Here is a 21,586-nt window from a genome sequence, read left to right as displayed (position 1 = left end):
ATGAAAAAGAAAAAGAAACGTGTATTGTTATTTTTAATGGCTTTTATCTTGGGAGGCTTCTTGGGCATGTTTGCAGGGATGTTTCAGACCTATACCGAAAAACACGGAACCATTTTAGATGTCAAAACCGTGATTCCATGGATATCATCTATTTGCTTACTGTTAGGTTTCATTAGTATGTTTTTGACGTTCAATTTCTTAAAGAAAAGTAGAAAATTTCACTCCTTGTATCAAGAGGAAATGGACGATGATCTGAATGAAAGCTATTATGTACAAATGTATCGTAATCTCGAGTTTGGAACTATTGCTTTTAATAGTGCAGGCGTAGTGATTTTATTAGCTCTTTTCATCTCAGGTAGTGAAGTAGTTGTACTAAATATTAGCTATATAACCTTATCTCTTTCTTTTTTGGCATTAGTGATGATTTTCAGTGCTCAAAAATATCTATATAAAACCATTGCAATCGTTCGTCAGTTTGATTTGGAGTTTTTCTCAACTCCCAAGGATGTCTTAGAGTACGTAAATTCTTATGATGAAGGGGAGCGTCAGGCTAATTTGGAACAGAGTTTTCGAATTTTATTCCAATTAAATCAGTATGTCTTGCCGGGTCTCTACTTTTTGATCGATCTCTTTTCCTTACTGACAGGAGAGATTCAGTTACTAGCCTTCTTGCTTGTAGGAGCAATCCATATTTATATCAATGTGATGCAGTTACCTATGGTAAAACGTTATTTCAAATAAAGGAGTTTCTATGATTCGTGTTGAAAATGTAAGCAAAAGTTTTGGGAGCAAAAAAGCTCTTCACCAGATTTCTTTTGAGATTAAGGAGGGTGAAATCTTTGGTTTTCTTGGCCCTTCTGGCTCAGGTAAAACAACCATGATCAATGTCTTAACAGGTCAGTTGGCTGCAGATCAAGGTAACACAATTTTGTTAGGTAAGAATTCTCAAGATTTAACTTCAAATGATTTGGAACAAATCGGTATAGTTAGTGATGGCAGTGGTTTTTATGAAAAGATGAGTCTTTACAAAAATCTGCTCATTTACGCTAAGTTATATGGTCTCAAGTCAGATAGAGTAGTTCAGGTGCTCCAACAGGTTGGATTGGCAGATGCTAAAGATATTATCGCAGAAAAGTTATCTACAGGAATGAAACAACGAATGTTCTTGGCCCGTGCCCTTCTGAATGCTCCTAAGATTCTCTTTCTAGATGAGCCAACCAGTGGCTTAGACCCTACAACATCTAAGATGATTCATACCCTACTTCAAGAATTAAAGCAGGCGGGGACAACTATCTTTCTGACCACGCATGATATGAATGAAGCAACTCTGCTTTGTGATCGCTTATCTCTTTTGAATAAGGGTAACCTAATAGAGTATGGAAGTCCGCAAGATATCATCCAGAAGTACCATGTGGATAAGAAAGTACGTGTGGTTTATAATGATGGACGAGAACAGATCGTTCCATTTGAAGAATTACCACAATTAGACACGACAGATTTGATGGTGGTTCACTCTTGTGAGCCGACACTAGAAGAAATCTTTATCAGATTGACAGGAGAAAAGTTAGATGTTTAGAAAATTAAATGCCCTACTATGGTTAAGAGTGCAAGTTCTTATTAGCAATTCAACTTTGTTAGCGACTTTATTGATACCTTTTGGTATTGCTGTTTTATATAATGAATTTTTAAATAAGAATGGACAATTGAGCCTATTTTTACTATCTTCTAGCTTGACGATGGTCTTGAGCATGGGAAGTGGTTATATGGTATCGATTATGATGGCAGAAGATAAGGAAAAACGAAATCTTAAATCACTCATCCTAAGTGGTGTGACAGCAACAGAATATACTTTCAGTATGCTTGTTCTCCCTATTCTGATAATGTTACTTGCTATGATTGTACTTCCCATCTATCTTAGAGTAGATGTATCTGGTTATTTATTTGCTTACGTTATCTATTTGCTCCTAGCAACTATTAGTATTATTTTTCTCAACCTTCTAATCGGTGCGGTGTCAGATACTCAATCTAAAGCGCAAGTTTATAGTATCTTCCCTATGTTAATTGTCTCTTTTTTACCTATAATTGCTCTTCAAAATGATACGGCTCAGAAAGTGTTAGATTACTCGTTCGTCGGTCCTATTGTAAATCTTTTAAATAAAAAAGGTGGAGAAATATCTTTTTCTAACATCGGTATGTTACTTGCCTGGGTACTTGTATTAGGAATAGCAAACTTCTTTGTATTGAAAAATAGCTATAAAGCAAGATAGGAGTTATTTATGAAACTACTTAAAAACCTTGGCTGGTTTCTTCTAGCCATTCTATCCTTTTACTTTATCTATGGTCTGGTTCAGAGCATGGCTCTGTCAGCTCTTGGACTAGGGGCTTCAATCTTTGGAGTCTTACCACTTTATATCGCCCTGTCAGGAGCCTATGTTTATGGAGTTTACAGATGGTATCAGACAGAAAAGGTTAGCATCCAGACGACTGCTTTTAATCGTCATATCTGGTTGCCTACTCTGGTTTTGCTAGTGGCTATTACAGCCCAGTTCTTTTTACCAGAAGATCCGTCGGTCAGTCAACAAATCGTATCTCAACTGACAGTGGAACAGCCTGCATTTGGTTTCTTTATGGTGGTGGTCTTTGCTCCTTTGACGGAAGAACTTATCTTTAGAGGGATGTTAGCACGCTACCTCTTTCCTAAGCAGGACAATAGTAAACAAACTCTGATTTTTCTTCTGGTATCCAGTGTTCTGTTTGCCTTGATTCATTTCCCAGGTGATGTGCAACAATTTTTTGTCTATTTTAGCCTTGGTTTTAGTTTGGGCTTGGCTTATATTAGCAGAAAAGGTCTGGTCTACAGTATTTCTCTCCACGCTTTGAATAATTTAGTCGGCTTTTTGATGATTCTCATGCTATAATAGAGTCAGGAGGTCACATGAAACGAGTAATTTTATTAGCAGTGATTCAAGCAGTTGTTCTATTTTTCATCATTGGGGCGCTAGCTTATGCCTTTAAGGGCGATTTCTTCTACAACTATCTAGCAGTTGTCTTTGCCCCTATTGCAGGTGTCTTGCGCTTTGGGACAGCTTACACAACGGAAATTGTCTTGCCTCGAAAGGCAGCCGAAATTGCTGAAAAGCGTAAAGCAGGCAAAAATTCAAAATAAGAGAGTCCGGTGATATTTTCATCGGATTTTTGTATTGGCATTAATTTTTAGAGTCTTCACTTGATTTTTAAAGTCAGGCAAACTTTTCTGCTGATTTTCATGAAGAGCCTGCGCTTTTATGGTAAAATAGTAACAGAATAAAAGAGGAGAGAAAACATGAAACGTAGTATGTATGCTGGTCGTGTTCGTGAGGAACACATCGGACAAGAAATAACCTTGAAAGGATGGGTTGGCCGTCGTCGTGACCTTGGTGGTTTGATCTTTATCGATCTTCGTGACCGTGAAGGAATCATGCAGTTGGTTATCAACCCTGAAAAAGTATCTGCAGAGGTCATGGCAACAGCTGAAAGCCTTCGTAGCGAATTTGTCATCGAGGTGACAGGTCAGGTTGCTGCGCGTGAGCAAGCCAATGATAAGTTACCAACTGGTGCAGTTGAGTTAAACGTGACAGCTCTGACAGTGCTTAATACAGCTAAGACAACCCCATTTGAGATTAAGGATGGTATTGAGGCTAATGACGATACGCGTTTGCGTTACCGTTACCTTGACATTCGTCGTCCAGAAATGTTGGAAAATCTTAAACTTCGTGCTAAGGTGACCCACTCTATCCGCAACTACTTGGATGAGTTGGAGTTTATCGACGTGGAGACACCATTCCTTTCTAAGTCAACGCCTGAAGGGGCGCGTGACTATTTGGTACCATCTCGTGTCAATAAAGGGCATTTTTATGCTCTTCCTCAAAGTCCACAAATCACGAAACAGCTCTTGATGAATGCTGGTTTTGACCGTTACTACCAAATCGTTAAATGTTTCCGTGACGAGGACTTGCGTGGTGACCGCCAGCCTGAGTTTACCCAGGTCGACTTGGAAACATCTTTCCTTACTGAGCAAGAAATCCAAGATATCACAGAAGGATTGATTGCGCGCGTGATGAAAGAAACTAAAGGCATCGAAGTGACGCTTCCATTCCCTCGTATGAAATATGATGATGCTATGGCTCTTTACGGTTCTGACAAGCCAGATACCCGTTTTGACATGTTGCTTCAGGACTTAACAGAAGTGGTTAAAGGTGTTGACTTCAAAGTCTTTTCAGAAGCACCTGCTGTAAAAGCAATTGTAGTCAAAGGCGCAGCGGACAACTACTCACGTAAAGACATCGACAAGATGACGGAAGTAGCCAAACAATATGGTGCCAAAGGTCTTGCTTGGGTCAAGGTGGTTGATGGAGAATTAAACGGACCAGTTGCTAAGTTCTTGACAGGCATCCAAGCAGAATTGACAACAGCGCTTGCTCTTGAAGATAAGGACTTGGTTCTCTTTGTGGCAGATACGCTTGAAGTGGCCAATGCAACACTCGGTGCCCTTCGTGGACGTATCGCCAAAGAGCTTGGATTGATTGATAATGATAAGTTCAACTTCCTTTGGGTAGTTGACTGGCCAATGTTTGAATGGTCTGAAGAAGAAGGTCGCTACATGAGCGCCCACCATCCGTTCACACTTCCACAGGAAGAGACTGCTCACGAATTAGAAGGTGATTTGGCTAAGGTTCGTGCCATTGCTTACGATATCGTCTTGAACGGTTATGAGCTTGGTGGTGGTAGTCTTCGTATCAACCAAAAAGACCTTCAAGAACGTATGTTCAAGGCTCTTGGTTTCTCAGCTGAAGAAGCAAATGACCAGTTTGGTTTCCTTCTTGAAGCCATGGACTATGGTTTCCCACCACATGGTGGCTTGGCTATCGGGCTTGACCGATTTGTCATGCTCTTAGCAGGAGAAGAAAATATCCGTGAAGTCATTGCCTTCCCTAAGAATAACAAGGCAACTGATCCAATGACACAAGCTCCTTCAACAGTAGCGCTCAAACAACTAGAGGAACTCAGCTTACAAGTAGAAGAAGATGAAACAAGCAAAACGAATTAAGCGGTGGCGCTATTATCTGCGCCGCTTTGCTCATCAGATAAAAATTTTACGTGTCTTACAAAGCATCTCTCGCGAAAAATATGATGAGAAGATTTCGGCCTCTCTGGTCTATGGTTTTTTATCAGCAGTAGCGGTCAATTTCTTTTTCCAACCGGGGCATGTGTATTCGAGTGGTGCGACAGGTCTGGCACAGATTATTTCTGCCTTGAGTAATCACTGGTTTGGTTTTCACATTCCGATTTCGCTGACCTTCTACGCCATTAATTTTCCCTTGATGGTCTTGGCTTGGTATCAGATTGGCCATAAGTTTACGATCTTTACCTTTATTACGGTTTCCATGAGTTCCTTCTTTATCCAGTTTGTCCCTGTGGCGACCTTAACGGAGGATCCCATTATCAATGCCCTTTTTGGGGGTGTTGTCATGGGCTTGGGGATTGGTTTCGCTCTTCGAAACAATATCTCAAGTGGTGGGACGGATATCGTCAGCCTAACCATTCGCAAGAAAACGGGTAAGAATGTCGGTAGTATTTCTTTCTTGGTAAATGGGACTATCATGCTGATAGCAGGTTTGACCTTTGGATGGAAATACGCTCTCTACTCTATGATTACTATCTTTGTCTCTAGCCGTGTGACAGACGCTGTCTTTACTAAGCAAAAACGCATGCAGGCTATGATTGTGACCAATCATCCAGATAAAGTAATTGAGAAAATCCATAAAAAATTGCACCGCGGAGCAACCATGATCCACGATGCAGAAGGAACCTATAATCACGAAAGAAAGGCAGTTTTAATCACTGTCATTACACGTGCAGAGTTTAATGAATTTAAACAGATTATGAAACAGGTGGATCCAGGTGCCTTTGTCTCTGTATCTGAGAATGTTCATATTTTGGGACGATTCGTTGAAACAGAAAATTAGTAACTAAAAAAAACCAGCTCGAGCTGGTTTTTATTTTTCGATAATTTTGTGGGCAATCAACTGGCGATAACAAATTTGTTTATTGCTTTTAGCATCGTTGATAATCTGGAGGATAGTTTCAAGGGAAACACGACCAAGTTCTAGGCTATTGATATCAACATAGGCCGCCAAGTTGAGCTTGGGATTGACCGAGTCAAAGCTGAGAACAGGGACATCCAGTTGGTGCTTAGCGATATAGTCACAGACCCCCTCAGCTAGGAGACTATCGGTTGTAATGATAGCATCAATCTGTGGGTCATGCTGAAAGAGGAGTTGGCTAAACTGATACCCTTTTTCTTCTAAGAACTCCGTTGCAAAATAGGTCAAATTTCCGTCAATAGGCAGTTGGTATTGTTTGAGTGCTGACTCATAGCCTGTTAAACGGTCTTGCGTTACGAAGAGTCGCTTAGTTCCTCCAATGAAGGCAATTCGTTTGCAGCCTTTTTTGATAAAATATTCGGTTGCATCAAAACCAGCTTGGACATTGTCATTATCTACAAGAGGGATAAAGGGTGAAATGGATTTGCCTAGGATGAGGAAGGGGAACTGCTCATCAGCGACCAGCTTGACCAAGGGATCCTCCTCTTCGGCATAAAGGAAGATCAAACCATCTACACGTTTGCCGTAAACCATCTGTGAGATCGCTTTAAGGCGCTCTTTTTCATCTTTACCTGTTGCAATCTGAATTGCATAGTGGTTTTCAGATGCGACTTGGGCGATACCACGGAGGACAGATGGGAAGAAAGGATTTTGATAGAAGGCGTCTGAGTCGTCAGGAAGGACCAAGCCGATAACTTGGGTATAACTGCTTACCAAACTACGAGCGTTGAGGTTGGGGTGGTAATTGAGCTCCTTCATAGCCTTGCGAACACGTTTTTTTGTTTCGTCGCTAATGGTTGATTTGTTTTGAATAACACGGGTTACGGTTGAAGGCGAAACACCAGCAGCCTTGGCCACGTCTTTAATCGTAACGGGCATAAAAATCTCCTATTTATGGTAATCTGGATCACGGAAATGCGTTTTATAAAAGATAGTGACCAGATACAGAACAAAAAGAATGTTTTGTACAGTAATCAGGGTTGTCATATTTTGGCCAAATAATCCCAAAATAAGTGTAATCAGAGTTGGTAATCCTAAACAGTTCAAGATAAAATGGTAGCACTCTTTAAAGGTCCTAAATGAAAAGAGGCGTGATTTCTTGGTGATATAAAGGAGAAGACTCGCTCCTAGAGAGACAATGAAGAAATTCAAACCAAAGAGGGAACTTGCAACGAGAACTAGAAAGAGGCTGATATAGACACGATTCTGCTGATACCAGTCTTTAGAAATTGCTTGGGTCAAGCTGTCTTTGTTTTTGAAACTTTCAGTTTGAATTGCTCGGTAAGAGACACGGGTCAGTTCTTTACTTTCCTTGCTGATGACGAGCTCATTCGTATCGAAATGCAGTTGCAAGTCCTTAGGTAATTCCTTGCTTTGACTTGGACCGATCACAATAGAAGGCGCTTGACTAGCTGTTCCAGTATAAGTTAATTTGCCATCAACAATTGTAGCGTGTTCAGAGAGATCCTGTACAACCTTATCTGTCAATGGTTCATAGACATTATCGATAAAGGTTTCTAGCGGATAAGTCTCCTGGGAGCTGTTTTGGATGGCAATAGGTACCATAGATAAGCTGATAAGGAAGATACTGGTAAAGAGAAGCTGAAACCAGTTGAGCCCGAAACGTTTGGACAGGGGCTTACGAAATCCCCAAATACTTGAAAAATAGGAAAATGGATATGGAAGCATAGGTATCTTTCTAAAAGGTGTTTTCTATATGAGTATTATTATATAGAGAAATGTGCTTTATTTCAAGTCTAGGAGATGAATTGCTTGCTACAAGGATATTATATACAGTAGCAATCGCTAATACTCAATGAAAATCAAAGAGCAAACTAGGAAGCTAGCCGCAGGTTGCTCAAAGCACAGCTTTGAGGTTGCAGATAAAGCTGACGAGGTTTGAAGAGATTTTCGAAGAGTATAAAATGAAAAAGGGTGGCGGGGATAAATTATCCCTTGTCGCCACCACTTGTAAGTCCTGAAACAAAGTTCTTTTGTAGGAAGAAGAAGAGAATACAGATTGGAAGGGCGATGAGGATAGCACCTGCTGAGAAGTAGGCAATCTTCATATTTTTCACATTGCTAACGAAGGTTTGGAGACCTACGGCAACAGTAAAGTATTCTTTCTCACGAAGCAAGAAACTAGAGAGGATATAGTCCCCGAAAGGTCCCATGAAGGCCCAGAGAGCTTGTACGGCAACCATTGGGCGAACAAGTGGAAGAACAATTTGCCAGAAGCGGCGGAAATGTCCTGCACCGTCTAGTTTTGCAGATTCGTCTAGAGACATTGGCACTGTATCGAAGTAGCCTTTCATGAGCCAAGCATTCATCGGGATACCACCACCAACGTAGAGGAAGATGAGGAACCAGCTGTGGTTAAGGGCGTTCAACATAAGTGCCATAACGAAGAAGGCTGTCAAAGCGGCCATGGTTGGCACCATTTGGATAATCAAGAAGAAGACCAAACTTTGTTTACGAGCCAAGAAATTGTAACGGCTATAAGCATAACCAGCAAGTACGATAATACTTGTTTGAACAGCCATAGTAATTAAGGCGATAATCAAAGTGTTGAGGTACCAAGTACCGTACAAGGTTTCAGTGAAGAGGCCTTTAAAGTTATCAAAATTAAGGTCTATATTAGTATCTAGTTTAAAGGCTGAGACGTTACCTGCTTTAAAGGCTGACATGATGGTAATCAAAAGTGGATAGATAATCACGATTGATAGTCCAATTAAGTAGAGGTAAGTAAGGGTTTGAGTCAGTCTACGTTTGAGTTTAATTGAGTTATTCATCTTAGACATCCTCCATATCAAATGCGTGTAGTTTCTTGAATGCGATCATAGAGATTGAGATGACAATGATAGAGATAATCAAGGTAACAGCTGCCGCCATTGAGTATTGAGGAGATGTACCTGTTGTCAAACGGTAAATCCATGAGATCAAGATATCAGTTGAACCGGCTCCCCCTCCGACACTACCAGGACCTCCACCATTGAAGAGGTACATGATAGAGAAGTTGTTAAAGTTGAAGGTGTATTGGCTAATCAAAGTAGGTGCCGCAACAGCCAAGATCATTGGGAAAGTGATGTTGCGGAATTTTTGCCAAGCATTGGCACCGTCAATATAAGCTGCTTCATAAAGGTCGTTAGGAATAGATTGCAAGATACCCAAAGTCAAAACGTAGATATATGGGAATCCAAGCCAACCTTGCATCATAATCAAGGCAACCTTAGTCCAAGTAGGGTCTGTTTTCCAAGGGATAAGAGCCCCATCAAGGAAAGGAAGGAATTTAGCAAAGATCGGCAAGACTTGAGTGTTGATAGCACCGACACTATCATTAAACATATTTGAGAATGTCAAGATAGTGATGAAGGCTGGGACAGCCCAAGGAAGAAGGAAAATAACACCGAAGATACGTTTTCCTTTGATAAATGGTTGGTTAGCAATGATAGCTGTGAAGATACCAATCACGATCTGTAAAGTTGAGGCAGATAAAGCCCAAATGATAGTCCAAGAAAGAACAGAACCAAAGGCAGAACGGAAGGTACTCAAACTCCAGATGTTCGTAAAGTTTGTCAAACCAACCCAGTCCAACAATTTGTTTGGTGGCAAGTGTTGGAAGTCGTAGTTGGTAAAGGCAATCATCAAGGTTACGATAACTGGGAAGATAATCGCAAAAGTCATTGCAATATAAGATGGAATGATCAAGAGGTAAGGGAAACCATTTTCATAGATTCCTTTGACCATTTCTTTAAAGGTAAGTGCTACTGGAATACCATTGTTAATGTGTTTAGCAGTTGTATGTGCATCTTTGATATTTGCGAAATAAAAGAGTACATAAACAACTACAAAGATTAAATGGAAGGCACCACGAATCAGCATAAAGAGGGAATTATCACGACCTGGCTTGTCACCAAGAGTGATGAGGTTGCTCAATTCAGGGGCTGCAAGTGCTAGGAAATAAAGGACAAATACGATGGTTACACCAAGGAAGATAAAACCTTTGGCTTTTTGTTTATTGTAAATCTGTCCTAACCCAGGAATGATAGACAGCAGGGCTGCTTTACTAGGTTGTTGCTTTTCCATAATAACTCCTTTCATAGGATACTGGTTTCTAATCAAAACCTAAACTATATATGTTTTTTATTGATAAATTCAAAGGGGGATTTGAATTCCACCCCCCTTGAACAAATTTTTTATTCACCAAATTTTTGTTTGATTGTTTCTTTGATCAATGTTACAGCATCGTTTGCAGCTGTTTTAGCATCTTTCTTACCACTTACAGCTTCAAACAACATTGTTTTAGCTGGGTCCCAAACAGCTGACATTTGAGAGATATTTGGCATTGGTTGAGCGTTCTTGAACTGTTTGATAACAGCTGTTGTCAACTCATCGTTTTTACCTTCAGCGTATGAACGAGCTTCAGTGTTAGCTGGGATTTCGTTAGTTGTATCGTAGAAGGCTTTTTGTTCTTCAGTTGAAACAAGGAAGTCTACAAATTTTTGAGCAGCTTCAAGGTTCTTAGTGCTTGATGGGATGATCCAAGCTTTACCACCACCGAATGCAGCATATTCTTTTCCGTTTGGAAGAGTTGGGATAGTTGCAACACCGTAGTTTACTTTAGCGTCTTTGAAGGCTTTAGCTTTCCAAGGTCCGTCAATGATAGCAGCTGTTTTACCTTCTTGGAATTGAGTTTGGATTAGGTTTCCAGCTCCTTCAGTATCTTGCATACCTTTAGGCCATTTTTCATACCAAGATTTAGCATAGTTGATACCTGCGATAGAACCGTCGTTTGCAAGACCGATGTCTTTAGCATCTTTACCGTTTTGTCCGAATACGTAACCGCCGTTACCAGCAAGAAGTCCGTATGCAAAGTAGAAGTTTGTCCAGTCAGCTAGGAAAGCAGAAGTTTTTCCATCTTCTCCAGCGAATGCGTATTTGCTATCTTTAGCAAGGTTTTCCAAGTCAGCAAATGTTTTTGGAGCTTCTTTTACCAAGTCTTTGTTGTAGTACATAACAAGTGACTCGATAACGGCAGGAGCACCGTAAACTTTACCGTCAGCAGCTGTTACAAGAGATTTAGTTTTATCATCTGTTTTAGCGCCGTCGCTCAATTTAACTTCTGAAAGTTGGCCGTCAGTACCAAGGCTACCTACACGGTCGTATGGTGCCATCATAACGTCAGCAGCTTTACCAGATTGGTTATCTAGAGAAAGGTTGTCAAGACCACCCATTTGGTCTCCGGTTTTGATAGTCACTTTTACGCCAGCTTCTTTTTCGTAAGCTTTTGCAGCTGATTCAGCAAAAGCTTTGTATTGGTCTTCAACGTAAAGAGTGATTTCTTTCGCTTCAGATGAACCAGCATCAGCAGCTTTTTCAGCAGGTTTGCTTCCGCAAGCTACCAAAAGCAAGCTAGCAAGTGTAGCAGTTCCAAGCACAGCAGCGCTCTTCATGAATTTAGATGACATAGTGTATTCCTCCTAAAGAATAACAAATTTTATAATGAGGAAACGCAAACGTTTTCCTTTATGGGACTAGTATAGCACAATCGGAAAGCGGTTGCAAGTATTTTTTGTAAAAATTTTTAAAAAAATTGTGAAAAAAGTAAACGCTTCATCGTCATATAATAGTAGAAAATCCCAAAAATAGCTTTTGTTTTAAATTTAAAAAAAGTTGAGAAAACGATTGCCTAATTTACAAATGGAAAGCAGAGAGGATTCTCATTTTATTTTTGCTTAATAAGATAAGTGAAACCCTTATTCCTATTTTGTTTATTTCCTGAAAGAATATATATACGAGTAAGAAGAAAAAATTTTTAAAAAATAATCAAAAAAGTTATTTAAAACCGCTTGCATTTATCAAGAAAATAAGCTATACTAGTAATAGCGCAAACGTTTGCGTTCATAAAAATGTAATATCTAACTATAAACACATGAGGTGCTTATTATGAAAAAACGTCAAAGTGGTGTGTTGATGCACATTTCTTCTCTTCCAGGAGCATACGGAATCGGATCATTTGGTAAAAGTGCTTATGACTTCGTTGATTTCTTGGTTCGCACAAAACAACGTTACTGGCAAATCCTTCCACTAGGAACAACTAGTTACGGAGACTCTCCTTACCAATCTTTCTCAGCCTTCGCAGGGAACACTCATTTTATCGATTTAGATATCTTGGCGGAACAAGGCTTGTTGCAAGAAAGTGACCTTGAAGGGGTTGACTTTGGTAGTGATGCGTCTGAAGTTGATTATGCGAAAATCTACTATGCACGTCGTCCTCTTTTAGAAAAAGCGGTAAAACGTTTCTTGGAAGTAGGAGATGTTAAAGATTTTGAGAAATTTGCTCAAGACAACCAATCATGGCTTGAACTCTTTGCAGAGTATATGGCTATCAAAGAGCATTTTGACAATCTTGCTTGGACTGAATGGCCAGATGCAGATGCTCGTGCTCGTAAAGCTTCAGCACTTGAAAGTTACCGTGAACAATTGGCAGACAAGTTGGTTTACCACCGTGTGACTCAATACTTCTTCTTCCAACAATGGTTGAAATTGAAAGCTTACGCTAACGACAACCACATCGAAATCGTTGGGGACATGCCAATCTACGTAGCGGAAGATTCAAGCGATATGTGGGCAAATCCACATCTCTTCAAGACAGATGTCAATGGTAAGGCTACTTGCATCGCAGGATGCCCACCAGATGAATTTTCTGCAACTGGTCAGCTTTGGGGTAACCCAATCTATGACTGGCAAGCAATGGACAAAGATGGCTACAAATGGTGGATTGAGCGCTTGCGTGAAAGCTTCAAAATCTACGACATCGTTCGTATCGACCACTTCCGTGGTTTCGAATCTTACTGGGAAATCCCTGCTGGTTCTGATACAGCAGCACCTGGTGAGTGGGTGAAAGGTCCTGGCTACAAGCTTTTTGCAGCCGTTAAGGAAGAGCTTGGTGAGCTAAACATCATCGCAGAAGACCTTGGCTTCATGACAGACGAAGTTATCGAATTGCGTGAACGTACTGGCTTCCCAGGAATGAAGATTCTTCAATTTGCATTCAACCCAGAAGACGAAAGCATCGATAGCCCACACTTGGCACCTGCTAACTCAGTTATGTACACAGGAACACACGATAACAATACGGTCCTTGGTTGGTACCGTAACGAGATCGATGATGCGACTCGTGAATACATGGCTCGCTACACTAACCGTAAAGAATACGAAACAGTGCCACATGCTATGCTTCGTACAGTCTTTTCATCAGTTAGCTTCATGGCAATTGCAACTATGCAAGATTTGCTAGAATTGGATGAGGCAGCTCGTATGAACTTCCCATCTACTCTTGGTGGAAACTGGTCTTGGCGTATGACTGAAGATCAATTGACACCAGCTGTCGAGGAAGGCTTGCTTGACTTGACAACAATCTATCGCCGAATCAATGAAAATTTGGTAGAATTAAAGAAATAATACAATATCAGGAGACACCTTAAACATGTTATCACTACAAGAATTTGTACAAAATCGTTACAATAAAACCATTGCAGAATGTAGCAATGAAGAGCTTTACCTGGCTCTTCTTAACTACAGCAAGCTTGCAAGTAGTCAAAAACCAGTCAACACTGGTAAAAAGAAAGTTTACTATATCTCAGCTGAGTTCTTGATTGGTAAACTCTTGTCAAACAACTTGATCAACCTTGGTCTTTACGACGATGTTAAAAAAGAACTTGCAGCTGCAGGTAAAGACTTGATTGAAGTTGAAGAAGTTGAATTGGAACCATCTCTTGGTAATGGTGGTTTGGGACGTTTGGCTGCCTGCTTTATCGATTCAATTGCTACTCTTGGTTTGAACGGTGACGGTGTTGGTCTTAACTACCACTACGGTCTTTTCCAACAAGTTCTTAAAAACAACCAACAAGAAACAATTCCAAACGCATGGTTGACAGAGCAAAACTGGTTGGTTCGCTCAAGCCGTAGCTACCAAGTGCCATTTGCTCACTTCACATTGACATCAACTCTTTACGATATCGATGTACCTGGTTACAAGACAGAAACTAAGAATCGCTTGCGTTTGTTTGACTTGGATTCAGTTGATTCTTCAATTATTAAAGACGGTATCAACTTTGATAAGACAGACATTGCTCGCAACTTGACTCTTTTCCTTTACCCAGATGATAGTGACCGTCAAGGTGAATTGCTCCGTATCTTCCAACAATACTTCATGGTTTCAAACGGTGCGCAATTGATCATCGAAGAAGCAATCGAAAAAGGAAGCAACTTGCATGACCTTGCTGACTACGCAGTTGTCCAAATCAACGATACTCACCCATCAATGGTTATCCCTGAATTGATCCGTCTTTTGACTGCTCGTGGTATCGAACTTGACGAAGCAATCTCAATCGTTCGTAGCATGACTGCCTACACTAACCACACAATCCTTGCTGAAGCCCTTGAAAAATGGCCTCTTGAATTCTTGCAAGAAGTGGTTCCTCACTTGGTGCCAATCATCGAAGAGTTGGACCGTCGCGTGAAAGCAGAATACAAAGATCCAGCTGTTCAAATTATCGATGAGAGCGGACGTGTTCACATGGCTCACATGGATATCCACTACGGATACAGTGTTAACGGGGTAGCAGCACTTCACACTGAAATCTTGAAAAATTCTGAGTTGAAAGCTTTCTACGACCTTTACCCAGAAAAATTCAACAATAAAACAAACGGTATCACTTTCCGTCGTTGGCTCATGCATGCTAACCCAAGATTGTCTCACTACTTGGATGAGATTCTTGGAGAAGGTTGGCACCATGAAGCTGATGAGCTTGAAAAACTCTTGTCTTATGAAGACAAAGCAGCTGTCAAAGAAAAATTGGAAAGCATCAAAGCTCACAACAAACGTAAATTAGCTCGTCACTTGAAAGAACACCAAGGTGTGGAAATCAATACAAACTCTATCTTTGATATCCAAATCAAACGTCTTCACGAGTACAAACGCCAACAAATGAACGCTTTGTACGTGATCCACAAATACCTTGACATCAAAGCTGGTAACATCCCTGCTCGCCCAATCACAATCTTCTTTGGTGGTAAAGCAGCTCCAGCCTACACAATCGCTCAAGACATCATCCACTTGATCCTTTGCATGTCAGAAGTTATTGCTAACGATCCAGCAGTAGCTCCACACTTGCAAGTAGTTATGGTTGAAAACTACAACGTTACTGCAGCAAGCTTCCTTATCCCAGCATGTGATATCTCAGAACAAATCTCACTTGCTTCTAAAGAAGCTTCAGGTACTGGTAACATGAAATTCATGTTGAACGGAGCTTTGACTCTTGGTACTATGGACGGTGCTAACGTGGAAATCGCTGAGTTGGTTGGAGACGAAAATATCTACATCTTTGGTGAAGATTCAGAAACTGTTATCGACCTTTACGAAAAAGCAGCTTACAAATCAAGCGAATTCTACGCTCGTGAAGCTATCAAACCATTGGTTGACTTCATCGTTAGCGATGCAGTTCTTGCAGCTGGAAACAAAGAGCGCTTGGAACGTCTTTACAATGAATTGATCAACAAAGACTGGTTCATGACTCTTCTTGACTTAGAAGATTACATCAAAGTGAAAGAGCAAATGTTGGCTGACTACGAAGACCGTGACGCATGGTTGGATAAAGTTATCGTTAACATTTCTAAAGCAGGATTCTTCTCATCTGACCGTACAATCGCTCAGTATAACGAAGATATCTGGCACTTGAACTAAGATACAAATTTATACTAATACATTTTGTAAAAAAGCGAGTTTCGATTGAAATTCGCTTTTTTGATTGATGTGGATTTTGGTTAATTCTGTCTAAAAATAGAGAAATTCTAGATGCAGTGAAGGCATAACATTTTATTTCAGCCTTATATTTCTTCGTAGTTGATTACCTCATATCCCTTGTATTCGCTTACACAAAGTATTATAATATGATTGTAGGAAAGAAGGTGTTCTTATGATACATACACTTAAATTGGTGTTGTTTATTACCTTTCTTGTAATAAGCTTGTTACCTGATAAGATTTTTGGAAAAAATAAAAAAATTTGGAAAATAGTTTTTGCAATATTGACGGCGGCGGCAGCATTGTCATTTATGTACTAAGCTATTTTAAGAATGTAGGGTTTATTTCTCTACATTCTTTTTAGTTTTTTCTGTTTTATAAATTCTATTTATCCAAGCGCTTCAAAAACTAACTTTTTTAAAAGCTAAGTGTTAGTAAGCTTGTAAGAAACCTAGTTTAAAACAGTAAACCAGCGCTTAAAATGCTGGTTTTCACTGTCTTCAGCCTTATATTTCTTTGTAGTTGATTACCTCATATTTCTTGTATTCGCTTACACAAAGTATTATAATATAATTGTAGGAAAGAAGGTGTTTTTATGTGGAAAAAATATTTTTCAAAATATAAATGGACGGATTTATTTTGGATTCTATTTGTTATTTTAACATGCCTCTATATAGGTAACCACGATTTGTTTCCTCTCAATCATCAAGAAATCTCTTTTCGTGGTAGCTTGTGGGGGTTGGTACTGGCCTTATATCACTTACTGTTCATTGATAAGTTTGTTATTTCGAATCGAAAATAAATGGAGAAGCTAAAAGCTTTAAATGTTTTAGACTTTTGGGATAGATAGTTTAAAAATTGAAATTTAAAACCGCAGATTTTCTTGAAATGCGGTTTTTTGTGTCAATTATAGTACTTTTCCAACCAGAATCTCAGCCTCAATGGTAATCTCTGTCAGTTGGCTCCAGTCAATCTTAGTCTGGTCGATGTGAAAGAGGAGGGGCGTCATGCTGAGTAGGGCTTGGAGCTGATTTGCTGTGATAGTCTTAGTCAGAGAGGCGGTTTGACTAGATAGGATGGTAAAGCGTTCCTGGAAATGCTCCTTGATATCTTGATTAGAATAATCCTTGTTTGTCAGCTGGTCTTGTACCTTCTGACGGATTTCCTTGAGGTGATTTTTAGTTGGAATAACCTTTATCAAGATGCCGTCTTTGGATAAAACGCGATGAAATTCTCCATAGTTGGCAGGTGAGAAGATATCAAGCAGGATATCCATGCTAGCGTCTTTTATAGGAAGACGAGCTAAGTCACCAACGAACCAGTTGACTGCCCAGTTTGGTTCACTCTTGGCAGCGATTTGGACGGAATCTTTGGAAATATCAAAGGCATAGAAGGTTTTGTCAGGATGCCTTTTTTGAAGCTTGCGAGAATAGAAACCTTCACCACAACCGATATCTAAAATTGTTTTGGCATTTTTTGAGCTTGCAAGTAAATCGGAAATGGCCTCTAAGATAGCTTGATAAAAGCCGGCTTCTAGGATTTGTTGGCGATTTTGAAAGTTTTCCTTGTCGTAGTTAGCAGATTGCTTGATTTGAGGGGCCAGATTGACATAGCCGAATTTCGCTAGGTCAAAAGAATGGCGATTGCTACATTTGAGACTGCTCTCTAGCAGAGTCAGATTTTCTTGACAGATAGGACAGGCAAAGGCAGTCGCAGAAGCAAAACGCTGAAGTTTGGGTTTGAGATTTGTATTCATAGTTTAAGTGTATCAAAAGAGGCAAATGAAAGCAACTTTAGGAATAAGTAGATGGGAGATTCAGTAGAAATAAAACTAATTCTCCAATTTATGGAATGAAATTGCTTTTATATCTAAATTGCTATATAATAATGATAAGGAGGAAATAAGTATGTTAAAAGAAGTACTAACCGTCGCAAAAGTTGCGAAAAAATCATCACTCTTTTTGGGTGGTGTCGCATTTGGTACCCTTGGTTTGAAAATCTTGGCAAGTAAGGAAGCTAAAAAAGGTTATTCTAAAGCTTTGGCTAAGGCTTACAAGTTGAAAGACGGGCTAGATGCATCTGTTTCTGTTGTGAAACAACATGGAGACGATGTCTTGCAAGATGCCAAATATTTGTACGAGCAAGAGAAAAAAGAAGAGCAATTAGATAGCCTTATAGGGGAATAATATGTCTTTTAAAGTGCTACATAGAGGATACCAACATATCCGACTATCATCTTCTTTTTCACTCACCTTGGATATTCAAGACTATCTTCGTTCCTTGGCGAGAGATGAAAAGGGAATTGAGTCTATCCAGTTTTACATGGATCAACAGCACTTTACTCTACGCATAAAAGAAGGCTTTTCTGTATTAGATAATGCAGAAGCCTTTTTAAAAAAAATTGATAAAGGGAAAGTTTCTGAGTTGATGACTCTTCCCATTCGTAGAGAAGAGAGTGCTTATTCTATTGTTTCAGGTGCAGCGATTAAGCGTATACTTTTTCGTAGTTTTGTGCCGTACCCTATTCGCTATATATGGACTTGTTATCAGGCCTTTGGCTATATTAGAGAAGCCTATCAAACACTAGCGCGTAAGGAACTAACGATGGAGGTTTTGGACTGTTCGGCGATTTTATTGTCCTTGTTTATGAACCAATCCAAGACAGCTAGCAACATCATGTTTATGCTTGATTTGGGGAATCATTTAGATCAGTGGTCCTTGAAAAAAACGGCAACAGATTTAGAACAAAGCCTTCTTGCAAAAGAGAGCGACGTATTCTTAGTACAGGGGGATACGGTCGTTAGTATCAAGAGTTCCGATGTTCAAATAGGAGATGTCTTGGTCCTATCTCAAGGAAATGAAATTCTGTTTGATGGACAAGTAGTTTCAGGTTTAGGTATGGTCAACGAAAGTTCCTTGACGGGAGAGAGTTTTCCAGTTGAAAAAAGAGAGTCTGATTTGGTTTGTGCAAATACAGTATTAGAAACTGGAGAGTTACGCATTCGTGTAACCGATAATCAGATGAACAGCCGGATTTTACAACTGATTGAGTTGATGAAGAAATCTGAAGAAAACAAGAAAACGAAACAACGCTATTTCATCAAGATGGCGGATAAGGTCGTCAAATATAATTTCTTGGGAGCTGGGCTGACTTACCTATTGACAGGTTCTTTTTCTAAGGCTATTTCTTTCCTATTGGTCGATTTCTCCTGCGCTTTGAAAATCTCTACTCCTGTAGCTTATTTGACAGCTATCAAGGAGGGGTTGAATCGTGAAATGGTGATTAAGGATGGGGATGTTCTGGAGAAATATCTGGAAGTTGATACTTTCTTGTTTGATAAGACGGGAACAATCACAACTAGTTATCCTATAGTTGAAAAGGTGTTACCTTTTGGGGACTATAGTGAGGAAGATATTCTCAGAATCAGTGCCTGTCTTGAGGAACACATTTATCATCCTATTGCTAATGCTATCGTCAAGCAAGCTGAGATAGAGGGAATTGAACATGAGGAAATGCATGGGAAACTCCAATATATCGCAAGCAAGGGGATCAAATCTCATATAGATGGGCAACCAGTTCTTATTGGGAATTATGTTTTGATGCAGGATGAGCAAATTCATATCAGTTCAGAACAAAATGCTTTAATTGAAGAGTACAAGAGTCACTATAATCTCTTATTCTTGGCTTATCAGAATGAATTGATTGGAATGTTCTGCATTCATACTCCTTTGAGAAAAGAAGCCAAAGCAGCCTTGGAGAAACTTAAGGCACAAGGGAAAAAATTGATTCTGGCAACAGGGGACACCTTGGTTAGAACAGAGGAATTAGTCAAAGATTTGCCCTTTGATCAGGTCTATACAGACTTGAAACCTGATGGGAAATTTGAGTTAGTAGAGGAACTGCAGAAAGCAGGTCACACTATTTTGATGGTTGGAGATGGATTGAATGACTCAGCGGCTCTAACCCTATCAGATATCGGTGTGGTGATGAATGAGAGTGCAGATATTTCTAAGCAGATGAGCGATATCTTATTGTTAGATAATCGCTTGGATTTCTTCCAAGAGTTGGATTGGCTATCATCATCTTTGCAAACCCTCATCAAGAAGAATATTCAAGATACCGTTGTCGTAAATAGTAGCTTGATTGGCTTTGGCTTATTTAATTGGCTCAGTCCTTCAAATCTCTCTATCTTACATAATCTAACAACCTTGCGCATTGTACTGCGTAGCCTGTCTATTAAAAATAGATAGATGAGAGTTATTAACAGCAAAAAGGAGTTACCTTTCTCGAGGATAACTCCTTTGTTTATAGATAAATGTTGAATAGTTTAGTAAGTCAATACAAAATATTTTTTCTTCCCACGACGGATAACAGTCAGTTCGTTCTCTAACTTATCTGCGTCACTCAAGACATAGTCAAGGTCTTGGATGCGGTCGCCGTTGACGTAGATAGCTCCGTTTTGGACGTCTTCACGGGCTTGGCGTTTGGAATTCACCACACCAGATGACACGAGCAGTTCCACGATATTGTGATTTTCATCTGCTTGAACTTGGTAGTTTGGCACTCCACGAAGTCCTTGTTTGAGCTCTTTGACAGAAAGGTTTTTGATGTTTCCTGCAAAGAGTTGCTCAGTGATGTTGAGGGCTTCTTTGTAGTCTTCTTCTCCGTGAACGAGTGTAACGACTTCACGAGCCAAGACTTTTTGAGCCAAGCGTTCGTGTGGCGCTGCTTCAAATTGTTTACGAATGTCTTCAATCTCATCAAGTGACAAGAAAGTAAAGATTTTCAAGAAGCGAACAGCGTCTGCGTCCATAACATTCATCCAGAATTGGTACATTTCGTATGGAGAAGTCTTTTCAGGATTAAGCCAGACGGCATTTCCTTCTGATTTACCAAATTTCTTACCAGTTGCATCTGTGATAAGCGGAACGGTGATAACGTGACCAGTCTTATCAGCTTTACGACGAAGCAATTCAGTACCAGCTGTCATATTTCCCCACTGGTCAGAACCACCGATTTGAAGCGTTACGTTGTGGTCTTGGTTAAGGACGAAGAAGTCGTAACCTTGCATGATTTGGTAAGCGAACTCAGTGTAAGAAATTCCTGTTTCAATCCGTTTTTTCACAGACTCCTTGCTCATCATGTAGTTGACAGTAAAGTATTTTCCGATATCACGGAGGAAATCAATGAAGCTGATGCTGCCAAACCAGTCGTAGTTGTTGACCATGACAGCCTTGTTTTCCCCATTTTCAAAGTCAAGAAAGCGAGAAAGTTGTCTTTGGATAGACTTGACCCAGCCATCTACTGTGTCTTTTGTTTGGAGACTACGTTCAGCATCTTTGAAGGACGGATCTCCGATGAGACCTGTAGCACCGCCAACGAGCGCATAAGGTTTGTGACCTGCTAGTTGCAAGCGACGACTTGTCAAGATTGCGACAAGGTGGCCTAGGTGAAGGCTGTCAGCAGTTGGATCGTAGCCAGTATAATAAGAAACTTGACCTTCTTCTAGGGCTTTACGCAAAGCTTCTTCATCAGTCGTTTGAAAAATCAAACCACGCTCTTTTAGCTCATCAAAAATGTGCATGTGTCTTTTCTCCTTTTTAAAAATATTGTTTCTACCTATTGTATCACAAAC

General features: G+C 40.0%; 19 protein-coding genes. 12 read left to right on the top strand and 7 right to left on the bottom strand.

Going from position 1 to position 21,586, the window contains the following annotated elements; genetic code table 11:
- The 7 genes from D8849_RS08095 (at position 1) to D8849_RS08065 (ending at position 6,005) form a co-directional block, all read left to right on the top strand.
- Positions 1 to 741, top strand: coding sequence for a DUF3169 family protein (locus D8849_RS08095; RefSeq protein ID WP_185755637.1), 741 nt, complete (start codon positions 1 to 3; stop codon positions 739 to 741).
- A gap of 10 nt (positions 742 to 751) precedes the next feature.
- On the top strand, positions 752 to 1,576 hold the full coding sequence (locus tag D8849_RS08090) for an ABC transporter ATP-binding protein (RefSeq protein WP_125386720.1): 825 nt from the start codon (positions 752 to 754) through the stop codon (positions 1,574 to 1,576).
- Positions 1,569 to 2,267: an ABC transporter permease gene (locus D8849_RS08085; RefSeq protein ID WP_125386719.1), complete on the top strand. Its 699-nt coding sequence runs from the start codon at positions 1,569 to 1,571 to the stop codon at positions 2,265 to 2,267. Before D8849_RS08090 ends, D8849_RS08085 begins: the two co-directional genes overlap by 8 nt.
- A 9-nt stretch (positions 2,268 to 2,276) precedes the next feature.
- Positions 2,277 to 2,918 carry a CPBP family intramembrane glutamic endopeptidase gene (locus D8849_RS08080; protein ID WP_125386718.1) on the top strand — a complete coding sequence of 214 codons (642 nt, stop codon included), beginning with the start codon at positions 2,277 to 2,279 and terminating at the stop codon, positions 2,916 to 2,918.
- Positions 2,919 to 2,935: 17 nt separating this feature from the next.
- Positions 2,936 to 3,166 (top strand): hypothetical protein, encoded by a 231-nt coding sequence (locus D8849_RS08075; RefSeq protein WP_000832184.1) that lies wholly within the window; start codon positions 2,936 to 2,938, stop codon positions 3,164 to 3,166.
- A gap of 156 nt (positions 3,167 to 3,322) precedes the next feature.
- Positions 3,323 to 5,086, top strand: coding sequence for an aspartate--tRNA ligase (aspS, locus tag D8849_RS08070; RefSeq protein ID WP_125386717.1), 1,764 nt, complete (start codon positions 3,323 to 3,325; stop codon positions 5,084 to 5,086).
- Positions 5,064 to 6,005 (top strand): YitT family protein, encoded by a 942-nt coding sequence (locus tag D8849_RS08065; protein WP_000806275.1) that lies wholly within the window; start codon positions 5,064 to 5,066, stop codon positions 6,003 to 6,005. The genes aspS and D8849_RS08065 overlap by 23 nt, the downstream gene beginning before the upstream one ends.
- Before the next feature lie 30 nt (positions 6,006 to 6,035).
- Here D8849_RS08065 and D8849_RS08060 read toward each other — a convergent pair whose 3' ends face one another.
- From D8849_RS08060 to D8849_RS08040, 5 genes are all read right to left on the bottom strand, one after another.
- The gene (locus tag D8849_RS08060; RefSeq protein WP_001145422.1) at positions 6,036 to 7,022 is read right to left on the bottom strand and encodes a LacI family DNA-binding transcriptional regulator; all 987 of its coding nucleotides are present in this window, start codon (positions 7,020 to 7,022) and stop codon (positions 6,036 to 6,038) included.
- A 9-nt stretch (positions 7,023 to 7,031) separates the two neighbouring features.
- Positions 7,032 to 7,832: a DUF1189 domain-containing protein gene (locus tag D8849_RS08055; protein ID WP_125386716.1), complete on the bottom strand. Its 801-nt coding sequence runs from the start codon at positions 7,830 to 7,832 to the stop codon at positions 7,032 to 7,034.
- A 260-nt stretch (positions 7,833 to 8,092) separates the two neighbouring features.
- A complete protein-coding gene (locus D8849_RS08050; RefSeq protein WP_004236955.1) occupies positions 8,093 to 8,935 on the bottom strand; it encodes a sugar ABC transporter permease in 843 nt (280 codons plus the stop codon).
- A gap of 1 nt (position 8,936) precedes the next feature.
- Positions 8,937 to 10,229 (bottom strand): sugar ABC transporter permease, encoded by a 1,293-nt coding sequence (locus D8849_RS08045; RefSeq protein ID WP_000414955.1) that lies wholly within the window; start codon positions 10,227 to 10,229, stop codon positions 8,937 to 8,939.
- Between the two features lie 110 nt (positions 10,230 to 10,339).
- Positions 10,340 to 11,611 carry an extracellular solute-binding protein gene (locus tag D8849_RS08040; RefSeq protein ID WP_061590125.1) on the bottom strand — a complete coding sequence of 424 codons (1,272 nt, stop codon included), beginning with the start codon at positions 11,609 to 11,611 and terminating at the stop codon, positions 10,340 to 10,342.
- Positions 11,612 to 12,089: 478 nt separating this feature from the next.
- Between D8849_RS08040 and malQ the strand changes: the two genes are divergently transcribed.
- From malQ to D8849_RS10685, 3 genes are all read left to right on the top strand, one after another.
- Entirely contained in the window at positions 12,090 to 13,607 is a 1,518-nt protein-coding gene (gene malQ, locus D8849_RS08035) for a 4-alpha-glucanotransferase (protein WP_125386715.1), read from the top strand.
- Between the two features lie 25 nt (positions 13,608 to 13,632).
- Entirely contained in the window at positions 13,633 to 15,891 is a 2,259-nt protein-coding gene (gene glgP, locus D8849_RS08030) for a glycogen/starch/alpha-glucan family phosphorylase (RefSeq protein WP_049510893.1), read from the top strand.
- Between the two features lie 654 nt (positions 15,892 to 16,545).
- A complete protein-coding gene (locus D8849_RS10685) occupies positions 16,546 to 16,752 on the top strand; it encodes a hypothetical protein (protein ID WP_070479577.1) in 207 nt (68 codons plus the stop codon).
- Positions 16,753 to 16,857: 105 nt separating this feature from the next.
- On the opposite strand, the gene D8849_RS08020 is transcribed toward D8849_RS10685, so the two are convergent.
- Positions 16,858 to 17,706, bottom strand: a complete 849-nt coding sequence (locus D8849_RS08020; RefSeq protein WP_125386714.1) for a putative RNA methyltransferase — start codon at positions 17,704 to 17,706, stop codon at positions 16,858 to 16,860.
- Positions 17,707 to 17,857: 151 nt separating this feature from the next.
- Here D8849_RS08020 and D8849_RS08015 point away from each other — a divergent pair, with 151 nt between their 5' ends.
- Together D8849_RS08015 and D8849_RS08010 are read left to right on the top strand one after the other, a co-directional pair.
- A complete protein-coding gene (locus D8849_RS08015; RefSeq protein WP_000910910.1) occupies positions 17,858 to 18,136 on the top strand; it encodes a DUF6110 family protein in 279 nt (92 codons plus the stop codon).
- Position 18,137: 1 nt separating this feature from the next.
- Positions 18,138 to 20,201 carry a heavy metal translocating P-type ATPase gene (locus D8849_RS08010; protein WP_125386713.1) on the top strand — a complete coding sequence of 688 codons (2,064 nt, stop codon included), beginning with the start codon at positions 18,138 to 18,140 and terminating at the stop codon, positions 20,199 to 20,201.
- A gap of 77 nt (positions 20,202 to 20,278) precedes the next feature.
- Here the strand turns inward: D8849_RS08010 and tyrS are convergent, their stop codons facing one another.
- Positions 20,279 to 21,535: a tyrosine--tRNA ligase gene (gene tyrS, locus D8849_RS08005; protein ID WP_049500522.1), complete on the bottom strand. Its 1,257-nt coding sequence runs from the start codon at positions 21,533 to 21,535 to the stop codon at positions 20,279 to 20,281.
- Positions 21,536 to 21,586 lie beyond the last annotated feature (51 nt).

This window comes from Streptococcus mitis (assembly GCF_003942765.1).
Classification (GTDB): Bacteria; Bacillota; Bacilli; order Lactobacillales; family Streptococcaceae; genus Streptococcus; species Streptococcus mitis_BE.
The sequence above is the reverse complement of the archived record's forward strand: the minus strand, read 5'-3'. Positions and strand labels throughout refer to the sequence as shown.